The sequence below is a fragment of the Campylobacter concisus genome, assembly GCF_003048575.1.
Taxonomy (GTDB): domain Bacteria; phylum Campylobacterota; class Campylobacteria; order Campylobacterales; family Campylobacteraceae; genus Campylobacter_A; species Campylobacter_A concisus_U.
This window is the reverse complement of record NZ_PIRZ01000002.1, coordinates 28,765-43,181: the sequence shown is the minus strand read 5'-3', so window position 1 is coordinate 43,181 and position 14,417 is coordinate 28,765. Positions and strand designations below refer to the sequence as shown.

The 14,417-nt window shown below is 37.8% G+C and carries 16 protein-coding genes; 13 read left to right on the top strand and 3 right to left on the bottom strand.

What is annotated here, in order from left to right:
* Position 1 precedes the first annotated feature (1 nt).
* Together secD and yajC are read right to left on the bottom strand one after the other, a co-directional pair.
* Positions 2-1,582, bottom strand: coding sequence for a protein translocase subunit SecD (gene secD / locus CVS84_RS02380; RefSeq protein WP_107691007.1), 1,581 nt, complete (start codon positions 1,580-1,582; stop codon positions 2-4).
* Complete coding sequence (yajC, locus tag CVS84_RS02375) at positions 1,582-1,854, bottom strand: preprotein translocase subunit YajC (protein WP_002941849.1); 273 nt, start codon at positions 1,852-1,854, stop codon at positions 1,582-1,584. Before yajC ends, secD begins: the two co-directional genes overlap by 1 nt.
* Between yajC and CVS84_RS02370 the strand changes: the two genes are divergently transcribed.
* Complete coding sequence (locus tag CVS84_RS02370) at positions 1,830-3,122, top strand: apolipoprotein N-acyltransferase (RefSeq protein ID WP_199906096.1); 1,293 nt, start codon at positions 1,830-1,832, stop codon at positions 3,120-3,122. The two genes, yajC and CVS84_RS02370, sit on opposite strands and share 25 nt — an antisense overlap.
* Before the next feature lie 42 nt (positions 3,123-3,164).
* Here CVS84_RS02370 and metK read toward each other — a convergent pair whose 3' ends face one another.
* On the bottom strand, positions 3,165-4,370 hold the full coding sequence (metK, locus tag CVS84_RS02365) for a methionine adenosyltransferase (RefSeq protein ID WP_107691005.1): 1,206 nt from the start codon (positions 4,368-4,370) through the stop codon (positions 3,165-3,167).
* A 140-nt stretch (positions 4,371-4,510) separates the two neighbouring features.
* On the opposite strand from metK, the gene sstT reads away from it, so the two are divergent.
* The 12 genes from sstT to fliE all read left to right on the top strand — a co-directional run bounded on the left by sstT (position 4,511) and on the right by fliE (position 14,412).
* A complete protein-coding gene (gene sstT, locus CVS84_RS02360; protein WP_413784319.1) occupies positions 4,511-5,878 on the top strand; it encodes a serine/threonine transporter SstT in 1,368 nt (455 codons plus the stop codon).
* Between the two features lie 87 nt (positions 5,879-5,965).
* Positions 5,966-7,687: a M3 family oligoendopeptidase gene (locus tag CVS84_RS02355; protein ID WP_107691004.1), complete on the top strand. Its 1,722-nt coding sequence runs from the start codon at positions 5,966-5,968 to the stop codon at positions 7,685-7,687.
* A 1-nt stretch (position 7,688) separates the two neighbouring features.
* On the top strand, positions 7,689-8,138 hold the full coding sequence (locus tag CVS84_RS02350) for a hypothetical protein (protein WP_103580571.1): 450 nt from the start codon (positions 7,689-7,691) through the stop codon (positions 8,136-8,138).
* 51 nt (positions 8,139-8,189) lie between these two features.
* On the top strand, positions 8,190-10,259 hold the full coding sequence (locus CVS84_RS02345) for an ATP-dependent helicase (RefSeq protein ID WP_107691283.1): 2,070 nt from the start codon (positions 8,190-8,192) through the stop codon (positions 10,257-10,259).
* Positions 10,256-11,077, top strand: coding sequence for a tRNA pseudouridine(55) synthase TruB (gene truB / locus CVS84_RS02340; RefSeq protein WP_107691003.1), 822 nt, complete (start codon positions 10,256-10,258; stop codon positions 11,075-11,077). Before CVS84_RS02345 ends, truB begins: the two co-directional genes overlap by 4 nt.
* On the top strand, positions 11,071-11,301 hold the full coding sequence (gene csrA / locus CVS84_RS02335) for a carbon storage regulator CsrA (RefSeq protein WP_021090864.1): 231 nt from the start codon (positions 11,071-11,073) through the stop codon (positions 11,299-11,301). Before truB ends, csrA begins: the two co-directional genes overlap by 7 nt.
* On the top strand, positions 11,298-12,041 hold the full coding sequence (locus tag CVS84_RS02330; protein ID WP_107691002.1) for a 4-(cytidine 5'-diphospho)-2-C-methyl-D-erythritol kinase: 744 nt from the start codon (positions 11,298-11,300) through the stop codon (positions 12,039-12,041). The genes csrA and CVS84_RS02330 overlap by 4 nt, the downstream gene beginning before the upstream one ends.
* A gap of 14 nt (positions 12,042-12,055) precedes the next feature.
* On the top strand, positions 12,056-12,508 hold the full coding sequence (smpB, locus tag CVS84_RS02325; protein ID WP_107691282.1) for an SsrA-binding protein SmpB: 453 nt from the start codon (positions 12,056-12,058) through the stop codon (positions 12,506-12,508).
* A gap of 8 nt (positions 12,509-12,516) precedes the next feature.
* Positions 12,517-13,113, top strand: a complete 597-nt coding sequence (locus CVS84_RS02320; protein WP_107691001.1) for a thioredoxin — start codon at positions 12,517-12,519, stop codon at positions 13,111-13,113.
* A 62-nt stretch (positions 13,114-13,175) separates the two neighbouring features.
* The gene (gene flgB, locus CVS84_RS02315; RefSeq protein WP_107691000.1) at positions 13,176-13,610 is read left to right on the top strand and encodes a flagellar basal body rod protein FlgB; all 435 of its coding nucleotides are present in this window, start codon (positions 13,176-13,178) and stop codon (positions 13,608-13,610) included.
* A gap of 8 nt (positions 13,611-13,618) precedes the next feature.
* Positions 13,619-14,119, top strand: coding sequence for a flagellar basal body rod protein FlgC (gene flgC / locus CVS84_RS02310; RefSeq protein ID WP_054196420.1), 501 nt, complete (start codon positions 13,619-13,621; stop codon positions 14,117-14,119).
* Positions 14,119-14,412, top strand: coding sequence for a flagellar hook-basal body complex protein FliE (fliE, locus tag CVS84_RS02305; protein ID WP_021090507.1), 294 nt, complete (start codon positions 14,119-14,121; stop codon positions 14,410-14,412). The genes flgC and fliE overlap by 1 nt, the downstream gene beginning before the upstream one ends.
* Positions 14,413-14,417: the final 5 nt, after the last annotated feature.

Below are 14,417 nucleotides of genomic sequence, written 5' to 3'. Positions count from 1 at the left end.
ATTAGCTCCTTTTATAACCAAACCAAAGTCTGGTATTTCCACTTTTTTCTATCTTATCCATAGCAGCATCAAACATACCATGGGTGCCAAGTATAGCTGTTAGCATCGAAGCCATGATACCTATTGCCATTGTTACTGCAAAGCCTTTAACTGGGCCAGTGCCATAAGCGTAAAGCACCGCAACTGTGATGATAGTAGTTAAATTTGAGTCGATAATTGCGCTCATGGCGTGCTCATAACCCTTTTGAACAGCTGTTCTTATCGCCACGCCTTCACGCAAAAGCTCGCGGATACGTTCATTTATGATGACGTTTGCATCAACCGCCATACCGATAGTTAGCACGATACCAGCCATACCTGGCAGAGTAAGCGTCGCTCCAAAAAGTGCCATAACAGCGACTAATATAACGACATCCGCAACTAGTGCGATATTTGCAAAAATTCCAGAAATTCCATAATAAACTAGCATAAATAGCACAACCAAGATAGATCCGGCAGCAAGAGCCACCATGCTTTGGTTGATGCTCTCTTGTCCTAAAGATGGACCGACACTTCTTTTTTCCAGCATCTTAACAGGGGCTAAAAGTGCGCCACTTCTTAGTGCAATCGCTACGTCGTGAGCCTCATCAAGGGTAAAGCCACCACTTATCTGGCCACTGCCACCACCTATTCTTTCATTTATAATAGGAGCTGAATAAACCTTACCATCAAGCACGATAGCAAGCCTTTTTCCGACATTTGCACCAGTAAAATCACCAAAAATTCTAGCGCCCTCTGAGTTAAGAGTGAAATTTATGATCGGTAGGTTATTTTGCTGAGAAAATGCAACCTTTGCGTCAGTTAGCATCGAGCCATCAAGCACTGGGATGTTTTTAACGACATATTTCACGCGGTCGTTTTTAGCATCTTTAAAGATCACGTCACCATAGCTTTCAGCCTCAGCCTCACTCATTGTATTAGCCTGATCTTGTCTTTTATCATCAACTGCCATTAACTGCAAGTGAGCAGCCTTTGCGATGAGATCTCTTGCTCTTTGTTCATCCTCTTCAGTCTTTATACCAGGAAGCTCAACCAGGATATTATCTTTGCCCTGTCTGGCAACAGTTGGCTCAGCTAGACCAAACTGATCGAGTCTGTTTCTAATAGTTTCAACAGCTTGCGAGATCGCATATTCGATCGTATCCACTCTTTCTTGTTCTGTTAAAGATATGCTGTAGTTTAAACCATCTTTTTTTATATCAAGCCCCTTTATCTCAGCAAGTGCTTTATCTACTTTTGGAGCTTCGTCGCCATCAAGGAGAGTAAAGTCAATGTTCTCTTCTTTAATCTTAAATTTATCAATTAATACATCTTCTTTTTTAGCATAATAATTTATACTTCCAGCTATTGATTTTATTTTTGAGTGAATAGCTTCGCTCGTTTCAACACCAAGCAGCATATGAAGGCCGCCTTGAAGATCAAGGCCAAGTGAAATTTTAGCTCCGCTTTGTGTTTGAAAAAAAGATGGCACCGAAAAGCCAAAACCAAAGATCAGGGCTAATATTAAGATAATTAGCCTATATGTGACTCTTGCGTTACGCATTATTTATCTTCGATCTTTTTAGCTACAAACTCGCGTGCTATGCGAACGATTACATCATCGTTAAGTTTAACTTTGATAAAATCATTTTCGGCTTTAATCACTTCGCAGATAAGTCCACCATTAGTTACTATCTTATCGCCTTTGTCAAGAGCTGCAAGCATTGCTGCGTGGGCTTTTTGTTGTTTTTGTTGAGGTCTGATAACCAAAAAGTAAAATATGGCGAAAAGCACAACAAGAGGTAGTAATGATGTTAAAAAATCAGCGTTTTGCATGGATTTCCTTATTTGTAAGATTTTTAAACGGACATTTTAGCACTAAAATTATAATAAAAGCCTTTGTCGGTGCTTTTTTGCTCTCCAACTTTATTTTTTTAAGCCTCTTCGAAAATTTACTCTTAAATTTTATCTCGCCATTTTTAACTTTGACTGGAATTTACATCATCATAAATTTAAGCAGAGCTGGTTTTTTCGTGGCTGGATTTTTCACAGGAATTTTATGGTTTTATTGGATCAGCTTTAGTTTTATCTACTATGAACTAGTCTGGCTTATACCATTTGTCATTCTCTTTGTGGCCATTGTTTACGGATTTATGTTTTGGGCAGCCTCTTTTCCCAGTTTTGTCATGCTAAGAGCTGTTTTACTATTTTTAGTAAGCTACGTTCATCCATTTGGCTTTAACTGGTTTAACCTTGAAGCCACGCTTGTTTTAGGGTCTTTTGAACCAAGCACGAGAGGGCTTATATTTATATTTTTAGCAGCCATCTCTTTAAGCTTAAGTAATAAATTTTTAAAATTTGGCCTAGCTTTTATCTGCCTGATCGCCGCTTTACAGTTTAAAAGTGGCGAGGCAAAAACTCTGCCATTTAACGTGGAGCTAATAAACACTAATGTCGCTCAAAGGGTGCGCTGGGATAAAAATCTACGTATGAAATTTACAAATGAAAATTTAGACATGATAAGTAGCGCTATAGCTGGGCAAAAACGCCTTATTGTCCTTCCAGAGAGCGCGTTTCCACTATTTATGACAAATGAGCCGCTACTTGTTGATGAGTTAAAAGAGCTTTCTAAAAAGATAACTATCGTAGCTGGTGCGCTTGCCTATGAAAATAAGCAAATTTATAACTCTGCATTTTTGTTTCAAGATGGCGATCTAAGGCGAATGGATAAGAAATTTTTAGTGCCTTTTGGCGAAGAAATTCCTCTGCCAAAATTTATGCAAGATGCGGTAAATAAGCTATTTTTTGGTGGAGCTAGTGACTTTAAAAAGGCTGAAAATTTTAGCGACTATGAGATAGACGGAGTTAAAATTAGAAATGCTATCTGCTACGAGGCGACAAGAGAAGAGCTTTATAATGGTGAATTTGACGTGGTTGTAGCTATCACAAACAATGGTTGGTTTGTGCCAAGTAGCGAACCTGTGCTTCAAAGGCTACTAATAAAGTACCTTGCCACAAAATACAATAAAGCAGTCTATCACAGCGTAAATGGCTCAAAAAGTGAGATCATAAAGCCTAAAAAAGCGTTTTGGGATGAGTTTTGAAGAGAAATTTAAAGTGGCTTTTAGATAAAGCCACTTTTTTGATTATTTTTTTAGTAAAGCCTTGAAGGTATCAACCGCATCAAGCTTTTCCCAAGGGTATTTTGCATTTCCTACTTGACCTTTTGCAGCTACTTTTGCATATAAAAATGTATCTTTACTTGGCTTATCAAGACCAAATTTATTTGTTATCCAGCGAGGTGTTAGAGAAAAATGCTCGCTTACAAAATTTGAAAGCATATCGTCATTTACGCCGTTTGCGTGAGTTCCCATAGTATCAACGCTAACTGAAGTTGGCTTTGCAACGCCGATCGCGTAGCTTATCTGAACGATACATTTTTTAGCAAGGCCAGCTGCGACGATATTTTTAGCTATCCAGCGCGCTGCGTAAAGTCCGCTACGATCAACCTTTGTGTAGTCCTTGCTTGACTGAGCACCACCGCCTATTGGACTATATCCGCCAAAGCTATCGACGATTAGTTTTCTGCCTGTTAGACCGCTATCGTGAAGTGAGCTGTGATTTACATATCTGCCTGTTGGGTTTATATAGATGATCGTTTTTTCTTTATTATATAGTTCTTTTGGAAGACCAGTTTCATCTATTAAATTTTGTATTAGTGCGCGAAGCTCTTCTATCTTCATGCTCTCCACGCAAGGGGCAGAGACAACGATAGTGTGGATACTTTGAGGTTTGCAGTTTTCAAAGTTATCTTTGCTACCGTAATCAATAGTAACTTGCGTTTTTATATCAACACCAAGCTTATCAGGGTTTGCTTTGGCAAATTTATATACTTTTTCGCAAAGCATTCTTGCGTAAGTTATAGCTGCAGGCATAAATTCTTTCGCTTCGCAGCTTGCAAAGCCAAACATGATACCTTGATCGCCTGCCCCTATCTCACCGCTACTTTGATCAACGCCTTGATTTATATCTGGGCTTTGTTGATTTATGCAGACTTTGACCTCGATATCATCTGGATGCAAGCACTGCTCTTTTGTAAAATTACTCTTTCCATCATATCCGATATGTGCAAGAGCATCTTTTACGATCTTTTCATAATCTTTAAAAGAGAGTTTTACTTTTGAGTTTATCTCTCCGCCTATTACTATGTTTTTCCCAGCCACAAAGACTTCACTTGCAACACGCCCATTTGGATCTTGTGTTAAAATAGTATCCACTATGCTATCAGCGATTATATCAGCACATTTATCTGGATGACCTGGACTTACAACTTCAGAGGTAAATAGATACATTTTCATCCTTTTTTTTCTTGACTAAATTTTGTGCAATTGTAACAAATCTATTTAAAAGGCTAATTAATCTTTATCAAATTCTTTATATTTAAAAATTGTTTAGCTAAAATCAACAAAAAACTAATTTATTAAGGTGTCAAATGAATATGCTTAAAAACATAGCAAGAAGATACGCCGATGGAAATTTGATAGTTCAAATTTTAGTTGGTATCATCCTAGGTGCCCTAGTTGGCTTTTACACACACTACGAAGCTACTCCTTATAACAAGATCTCGGCTAAAATTCAAACTATTCAAAACGAAACTGGTTTGAGCGTAGATGAAGTTATAAAAACTCACCTTAGTCAAGATGAAGCCAAGCAGCTAAACGAAGCCAAAGAAAAAGCTAGTTCAGCCGATTCTATCGCAGCTTCAGCTTCAGTTTTAGGCGATTTATTCAAAGGCGCTTTAAAAGCTATCGCACCAATTCTTGTCTTTGTTTTAGTGGCAACATCCATCATTTTAAGAGATTTTGGTCATACAAAAGGTATGCAAAAGATCATTACACTCTATCTAATTGGTACATTTTTAGCAGCCGTTGTTGCAGTTATTGCTAGTTTTTTATTTCCAGTGGAGCTTTCTTTAAAAGGTCTTGCAAGTGCTGATATGTCAGCGCCTCAGGGAATTACTAATGTTTTAAAAGATCTCATTTATAAAATGGTTGAAAACCCGATAAATGCTTTAGCAAATGGTAACTATATAGGTATAATCACTTGGGCGGTTGGTAGTGGTATCGCACTTAGAAACTCCACAGCTGAGACCAAAAAAGTATTTAAAGATATAAGTGATGGCGTAACTCATATCGTTAAATTTATCATTAGACTAGCTCCGTTTGGTATCTTTGGTATGGTTACTATTAGCATTCATGAAACTGGATTTGAAGTACTTGCAGGATATCTAAAACTAATTTTAGTTCTTGTTGGAGCAATGCTTGTTGTCGCATTTATCATCTATCCAGCCATGGTTTTTGTATTAACTAGAAAAAATCCTTATCCACTTGTCATGATCTGTCTAAAAGAGAGCGCTATTTCAGCATTTTTTACAAGAAGCTCGGCCGCAAATATCCCTGTAAATATGGCACTTTGCAAAAAGCTTGGTCTAAAAGAGGAGCTTTACTCTATCTCTATCCCACTTGGAGCCACCATAAACATGGGCGGTGCGGCAGTTACCATTAGTATCCTAGCGCTTACCGCGGTAAATTCTATCCCATCTATCACAGTTACATTTGGCGATGCGCTACTTCTTTGCTTTATCTCAGCTCTTGGTGCATGCGGCGCTTCAGGTGTGGCTGGAGGATCGCTTCTTCTAGTGCCATTAGCGTGCGGTCTTTTTGGTATCAGCAATGACATAGCAATGCAGTTTGTCACAGTTGGCTTTACGATAGGCGTCATCCAAGACTCAGTTGAAACTGCGTTAAATAGCTCATCAGACGTTCTTTTTACAGCCGTAGCCTCAGAGACTTCAAACTAATCTTCATAAAATTTCAGCTAAATTTTGGCTGAAATTTTACTTTTATCCATTTTTTTGTAAAATGTCCCAAAAATTTAAAGGATAAATATGCAAATTTGGGATCTAAAAGCACTTTTTGCAAACGAAAAAGAGTGCGAGCAAAACGCACTAAATTTACAAAAAGAGTGCGAGAAATTTAAAGATAAATACCTAGAAAATTATGAAAATTTAAAAACAGACGAGTTTTTAAAGGCATTTGGCGAATATGAAAATTTAATCGCTAAAATTTCAAAAGTAATGACTTACGCTTTTTTAAATTTTGCCAAAGATACAAGCAAGGGTGCATTTTATGCAAAGATCGATGAGATAGCGACAAAAGCAAATGAAAATTTGATATTTTTTGAGATCAAATTTAATGAGCTTAGCCCTAAAAAACAAGAAGAGATCATAAAAAGCTCTAAAAAATATGGCTACTATCTAAGCAACCTCGCCAAAGCAAAACCGCACCAACTAAGCGTTGCCGAAGAGAGGGTACTACTTCGCACTGCTAGCACTGGAGCTGAGGGCTTTTCAAGGCTTTTTGATGAGAGCATGAGCAAGATGAGGTTTAAATTTAAAGGCGAGCTTTTAAACGAAGAGGAAATTTTAGCAAAGCTTCATGACAACGACCAAAGCGTGCGAAAACTAGCCGCCAAAAGCCTCTCAAACGAGCTTAGCAAACACCAGCACCTTCTTGGCTATATATACAATATGATAAAAACTGATCTAAAAACAAGCTGCGAGCTTAGAAATTTCAAGCTACCCGAAGAACCAAGACACCTTGAAAATCAAATCAGTAAAAAAAGCGTTGATTCGCTAATTGCTATAACTGAGAAAAATTTTGATCTAGTTGCTAAATTTTATGAGCGAAAAAGAGAAATTTTAGGCCTTAAAAGGCTTCATGACTACGATAGATACGCGCCTCTTAGCAGCGAGGGTGAGTATAAATTTGATGAGTGCAAAAAGATAGTTTTAAAGGCATTTGGGGCATTTTCGCCCAAATTTGGCGAGATCGTAAAAAGCGCTTTTAGTAATGGCTGGATCGACGTTTATCCAGCGCCAAACAAGCGAGGTGGGGCGTTTTCTCACTCAGGATCAAGCGACACTCACCCTTATGTTTTGCTAAATCACACCAACCAACGAAGAGACCTTTTCACGCTAGCTCACGAGCTTGGCCATGCCGTGCATCAAAAGCTCTCATATGGTGTAAGCTACCTAAATTCAGACACTCCGCTAACCACGGCTGAGACGGCTTCAGTCTTTTGCGAGATGCTAGTTTTTGATCACATTAAAGACGGCCTTAGCAAAAAGGAGAAAATTTCGCTGCTCGCTGGCAAGATCGAGGATATATTTGCTACGCTTTACCGCCAGATAAATTTCACCACATTTGAGCGAGCTGTGCACGCACATGAGGGCGAGATCAGCCTAGATGAGCTAAATAAAATTTGGCTAAAAGAGAGCAAAAAGATGTTTGGCAAAAGCGTCACACTAAATGACTACTACAAAATTTGGTGGAGCTATATCCCGCACTTTATACACACACCATTTTACTGCTACGCCTACTCTTACGCGCAGCTTCTTGTGCTTGCACTTTTTGGACTTTATAAAAGCGGCAAATGCGAAAATTTTGTTGAAATTTACACCGAGTTTTTGAGCCTTGGCGGCAGCCTTAGTCCAAAGGAGCTTGTGGCTAAATTTGGCTTTGACATAAATGATAAAAATTTCTGGCAGATCGGCATAAACGAGGTTAAAAAGCTAGTAGATGAGTTTTTAGAAATTTCAAAGGATTAAGATGTTAGACGAAATTTTAGATGATGAGAAATTTTCACTTTTGATGAAGATGCATGTCTATGAGTGCATTGATTTTTTGCTTGAAAAAGGGGTAAATTTCTCAGTTATGGCAAATTTACCGCTAGTTAGCTTTGAGCCAAGCTTGCCAGATGAGATAAGTAGAAGCTTTAGCATGCCAGTCATTATGTTTTCACTTGGTGGCTATACGCTTGAGAGTGCGAAACTAACGCAAGATGAGCTTAGCTTCGAGGCTGGATTTGGTAGTGAAAATTTTGCCTCTGTGGTCTCCTTTCCACTCGGTGCAGTGGTTCAAATTTTGGTTGAAAATAGCCCGATCCTTGTAAATTTTTCTATTCATAAGCCAAAAGAGAAGCAAGCGGACCACACAAAAAAATCGGTTTCAGTCTTTTTACAAAATCCTAAAAATAAAGATATATTTAAGAAAAAATAGTAATTTTAAGCATTTTTGGCTAAAATCAAAAGAAAATTTAAAAAGCAAAAAATGGAAAAATTACTATCAAATTTAAACGAATCTCAGCGCGAAGCAGCTACTCATATAGATGGTCCGATGCTCATACTTGCAGGAGCTGGCAGCGGCAAGACAAAGACGATCACTACTAGGCTTGTCTACCTCATCGGCGAGGTCGGTATAGATGCGGCAAATACACTAACTCTTACTTTTACAAACAAAGCCGCCAACGAGATGCGTAGTAGAGCCATGGCGATGCTAAGCCAAAGCGGTAAAAACTATTCGCCGCTACTTTGCACATTTCACAAATTTGGACTTTTGTTTTTAAAGCTTTACATTGAAAAGCTTGGCAGAAAAAATAATTTCGTAATAATCGACACAGACGATAAAAAACGCATCATCAAAAGCTTTGAAAGTCCGGTCGCAACTGCGATTTTGTCAAGTGAAATTTCAAACTATAAAAACTCGCTTTTAAGCGTCGAAGAGGTCTATAAAAATGCAAATTTCTCTTCATTTGACAAGAGCAAGGACAACTTTTACAAGCAAGCAGCGCAAATTTATGAAAAGTATGAGGACTATTTAAAGGCGAACAACCTTGTTGATTTTGACGATTTGCTAGGGCTTACATATAAAATTTTAGACGAAAACGAAGATCTTGCTAGAGAAATTTCAAACCGCTACAAATACATAATGGTCGATGAGTATCAAGATACAAACGACCTTCAGTATAAGCTCCTAAAAAAGCTCTGTCTATGCCACGAAAACATCTGCGTGGTGGGCGATGATGACCAAAGCATTTACGGCTGGCGCGGCGCTAAAATAGATAATATCTTAAATTTCAAAGATCAATTTAACAACGTAAAGATCATCAGACTTGAGAAAAACTACCGCTCGAGCGAGGCGATACTAAAGGCTGCAAACGAGCTGATAGATCATAACCGCAACCGCCTTGGCAAGAAGCTTGTGGGCACAATGGGCGAAGGCGAGGCTGTAAATTTGATAGAGAGCTTTGACGAGAGCGTCGAGGCTGGCAAGATCGCAAAATGTATAAAAGAGCTTTTAAGCAAAGGCGTGCAAGCAAAAGATATCGCGATCTTATACCGCATAAATGCACTCTCTCGCTCGCTTGAAGATGGATTAAATAAAGAGCAGATCGCTTATAAAATGGTCGGCGGCGTAAAATTTTACGAAAGAGCTGAGATCAAAGATATCATAAGCTACTTAAGGCTGATAAATAATCCAAACGATGACTTTTCAATAAGACGCATCATCAACCGCCCAAAACGAGGACTAGGCAAAGTGAGCCTTGATAAGCTTGAAAAAATGGCATTTGATGGCAAAATTTCCATCTTTGAGGCGATCTCAAACATCTCTGATAACGACGAAGCCTTTAGCAAAAAGGTGAAATCAGCTCTTGTTGAGTTTGCAAACAACCTAAAAGAGCTTCAAGAAAGCAGCTCGGTTTTTGACCTGATAGATAAATTTGAAGCTAAATTTGGCGTGAAAAAATACTACGAGAGCTTGCCAGATGGCGCTGAAAGAGCGGCAAACATCGACGAGTTTTACGCTGTTTTAAAAGATCAGATCAAGCAAAATCCAAGCTTTGATCTAGAGGAGTTTTTAAACGAGATCACGCTAACAAGTGAGCAAGACGGTATCAGCGACGAGGCAATTAGTATCATGAGTGTACATGCGAGCAAGGGGCTTGAGTTTGAACACCTTTTTGTGATCGGCCTTGAAGAGGGATTTTTTCCACTCATTGGCGACGGCAGCGATATAGAAGAAGAACGCAGGCTAGCTTACGTAGCGATCACAAGAGCCAAAAAAACACTTAGCCTAAGCTTTGCAAACTCACGCTTTTACAAGGGTCAGCGAACAAGACTAAATAAAAGTAGATTTCTAGGCGAAAGTGGTATCACACATGGCTCGCTAGTCATCGAAACAAGCAATGAATTTAAAAAAGGCGACCTTGTTAAGCATAAAATTTTTGGTATCGGTAGGGTGAGCGCGGTTAGTAAGATCAAAAAAGAGTTTAAACTAACTATAAATTTTGGTGGCAACGTAAGAGAGATCATGTCAAGCTTCGTGGAAAAAGCTGTATGAACGCCATTTTTGTGGCAAACAAGCCAGCTGGCATGAGCTCAAACCACTTTTTAGGAAAGCTTAAAAGAAAATACGGTGTTAAAAAAGCTGGATTTTCAGGCACACTTGATCCATTTGCGAGTGGTTGTCTGATAGTCGCTTTTGGCTCGTATACGAAATTTTTTAGATTTTTAGACAAAAGCCCAAAGGTCTATGAGGCGACGATCTGGCTAGGGGTAAGTAGTCCTAGTATGGACAATGAAAATATCACTGAAATTTCAAATGTAAAAGAGCTAAATTTAGAAAAACTTGAAGCCATAAGAGGCGAGCTAACAGGCAAGATAAACTATGTCCCGCCAAAATTTAGCGCTAAACACGTAAATGGCACAAGAGCTTACAAGCTAGCAAGAAGTGGCGAAGAATTTGAGCTAAAGCAAGAAACTATGGAAATTTTTGATAGCCAAATTTTAAACTACTCGCATCCATTTTTGACACTTCGTTTAAGTGTAAGCGAAGGAAGTTATATCCGTTCGTATACAGAAATTTTTGGAAAAAAGCTTGGTTATAATGTAACTTTAAGCTCATTAAAAAGGATAAGTGAAGGCAAATTTTGCTACAAAAATGAAAAATTTTTGAATATTTGTGATTTTCTAAACATTCAGAAAAATACATACCTTGGGGATATAAACGATATTCTTGATGGTAAGAAATTAAAAATTAACGATTTTGAAACACAAAAGCAAGGAATTTATTTGCTAAATTATGATAAATTTATGAGCGTAATCCAAATCACGGATGATACTATAAATTACACTCTAAATAAGGTTGAAAAATGTTAATCCTAGCAAGAAAAGAAAATGAAGAAATTTTAATAGGAAATGACATAAAAGTTGTCATAGTAAATATTTCAAAAAATACTGTTAAACTCGGTATCGAAGCGCCACGAAATACAATGATACTAAGAAGCGAACTAGCAAACGATATCAAAAACGAAAATATCCATGCCACAAAAACTGCAAGTGAAGCCGATATTCATGAGCTAGCTAAAAAAATTGAGAAATGAAAAGCTTTGCAAAGATAAATATATTTTTAAAGATAGTTGGCACTAGAGGCAGCTACCACGAAATTTTATCGCGCTTTATCCTCTGTGAGCAGCTTTTTGACGAAATTTATTTTGAAAAGTCAGATTCTTTTGCCATAGAATGTAATAACCACGATATAAAAGATAACATCATCCAAAAAGCGGTAGATGAGCTAAAAAAAGCCGGCTTTTCAAACGAGCTCGACAAGTTTTTTAGCTCTCATAAAATCATCATCAACAAAAATATCCCAATTGGTGCGGGCCTTGGTGGAGGTAGTTCAAACGCTGCCACCTTTTTGCTAATGGTAAATGATGAGCTAAATTTAAGTATAAAACATGAAAATTTGATGCAAATAGCGTCTAAAATCGGCGCAGATGTAGCTTTTTTCGTAAGTGGCTACAAGGCAGCAAATGCAAGCGGCATAGGCGAAATCATAGAAGAATTTGATGACGAAGTGCCAAATTTAAATATTTTCACACCAAATGTTTTTTGCTCCACACCGATGGTTTATCAAGAATTTAGAAGCAATTTCTTACAATACATAGACGTTAATGCTGCAAAAAAGATGCAAAATTTAAAAAGCAAAGAGCTACTTGAAATTTATAAAAACGAGGAGCTAAACGATCTTTTTGCGCCATGTTTTAACCTCTATCCACAGATGAATGAGTTTAGAGATAAATTTCTAAGTGGCAGTGGCAGTAGCGTATTTAGCGTAAATTAAAAGGTAAAATTTTGATAAAAGATCTAGCAAAAAACAAGAAAGCTTTGCATGACTTTAGCATACTTGAGACCTTCGAGGCTGGTATTGTACTAAAAGGCAGCGAGGTCAAAGCACTAAGGGCTGGCAGGGCAAATTTAAAAGATAGCTTTGTGCGTGTCATAAAGGGTGAGCTTTTTTTATTAAACGCCCACATCAGCTATCTTGAGACTACACACAGCGCATTTCGTCCAAATGAACGAGCAGCTAGAAAACTTTTGATGCATAGAAAGCAGATCGATAAAATTTTCGGTCAAGTCTCACAAGATGGACTAGCACTAGTTGTTTTAGCACTTTATTTGAGTGATAAAAACATCATAAAAGCAAGGCTTGCACTCGCAAAAGGTAAAAATTTACACGACAAGCGCGAGACTCTAAAAAGACGCGAGGCAGACAAAGAGGCAAGAGCTGCCATAAAAAGATATGTTTAAGGGATAAGATGAAGAATTTGCTTGTTTTAATAATCACTTTATTTGCTTTTTTTGGCTGTGGTGACGATGAGAGCAGTAGTGTAAATTTTAAAGAATTTAGTCCAAATGAAGAGGTTAAGCTTGTAGATGTAAGCGGCAAGGAGCTTACTTTAGTTCGAAAAAATCATGGCTTTGCTATCAAAAATGATGAAAATAAAGTTTTAATGATCGATATTTTTGGTACATTTTGCCCACCTTGCCAAAAAGAGGCAGTTGAGCTTACAAAATATCAGCTTGAAAACAAAGATAAATTTACGCTAATAGGACTAACTCATTTTGAAAATGTCACAAATGAGTATGTTTTGCACGAATTTATGCAAAAATTTAACGCCTACTACTTCATAACAAACGATCAAAAGATAAATGACAGACTTGCCGAGCAGATCGTAAGAGACATCGAATACAAACACGAGATCGCACTACCTTTTAAGGTCGTGATAAAAAATGGCGAATATCAAATTTTAACAGACGTAGATAGCGGACAATACGGAGTAAAATACTATCTTGGTGGTATAAAAGTCACAAAAATGAAAGAAGATCTGGCAAAAATTTATGAGACAAAATAAATTTGCCCTATATTTGGAACATCGTTTGCTTATAAAAATGTGAAGTTTCATAAGGATTTTAAATGTTTGTTTTAGATAAATCAAAATCTAGCCCACTTGTTGAATCAGCTCTTGCAGGCAGAGAACTACGCCAAAAACTAATCTCTGGCAATCTTGCAAACGTTGATACACCGTTTTATAAAGCTAGAGATATAAGATTTGAAGATGTCTTAAAAGAAAAAGCAAATGAAATTTATAACACTTCAAACCAAAAAAAGCTACAGCTTGCTAAGACAAACGAAGCGCATATGGCTGTGGTTGATTTTCCAAAAAGTGACACAGCTCAAATTTTCTTGCGTGATGGTCACATGGCTAGAAATGACGCAAACACGGTTGATCTTGATGTTGAGACAACAGAAATGGGCAAAAATACAGTTATGATAAACGCTCTTGATAACGCCTACAAGGCTCAAAGCAATATTTTTAAAAGTGTAATAGACGCAAGTGCTAAAAACTAGGAGAGATGATGTCATACTTAAATGATTTTGATATTAGTGGATACGGACTAAGTGCGCAACGCTTCAGGATGAACGTCATCAGCTCAAACATAGCAAATGCTCAAACTACAAGAACGGCTGAAGGTGGCCCTTATAGAAGGCAAGAGGTCATCTTTAAAGAGATGAACTTTGATAAAATTTTAAACGATCAGCTTAAAAGCTCACAAAGTCTACTCGAGTATGAAAATCCACTCGACGACCCAAGCTCACCAAGAAACGCTCACCCTGCCCTAACTAGCGTGATCGTGGATAAAGTGGTGCGTGACGATAAGGACTTTCAGCTAAAATATGATCCAAGCCATCCAGACGCAAATGCAAATGGCTACGTCGCATTTCCAAATATAAATCCGGTTATTGAGATGTCTGACCTACTTGAAGCAACAAGGGCATATCAAGCAAACGTGGCAGCCTTTCAAAATGCAAAAACAATAGCACAAAGTGCGATATCACTTATTTCAGGACAAGCATAATGATAAATAGTATAAATTTAGACAAAATAAATAAAAATGAAAATTCAAATAAAATAGCAAAAGCAGGCGAAGAAGGTGGCTTCGAAAATGCTCTAAACGACTCTTTAAAAGAGCTAAATAAAGTGCAAATCAACGCAGATAAAGCCATAGCCGATCTTGCAACTGGCGAGGTAAAAGATCTTCACCAAGCTGCTATTGCGATAGGCAAAGCAGAGACTAGCATGAAGCTTATGCTAGAAATTCGCAACAAAGCACTAAGTGCTTATAAAGAAATTTCTAGAACACAAATTTAAGTCAT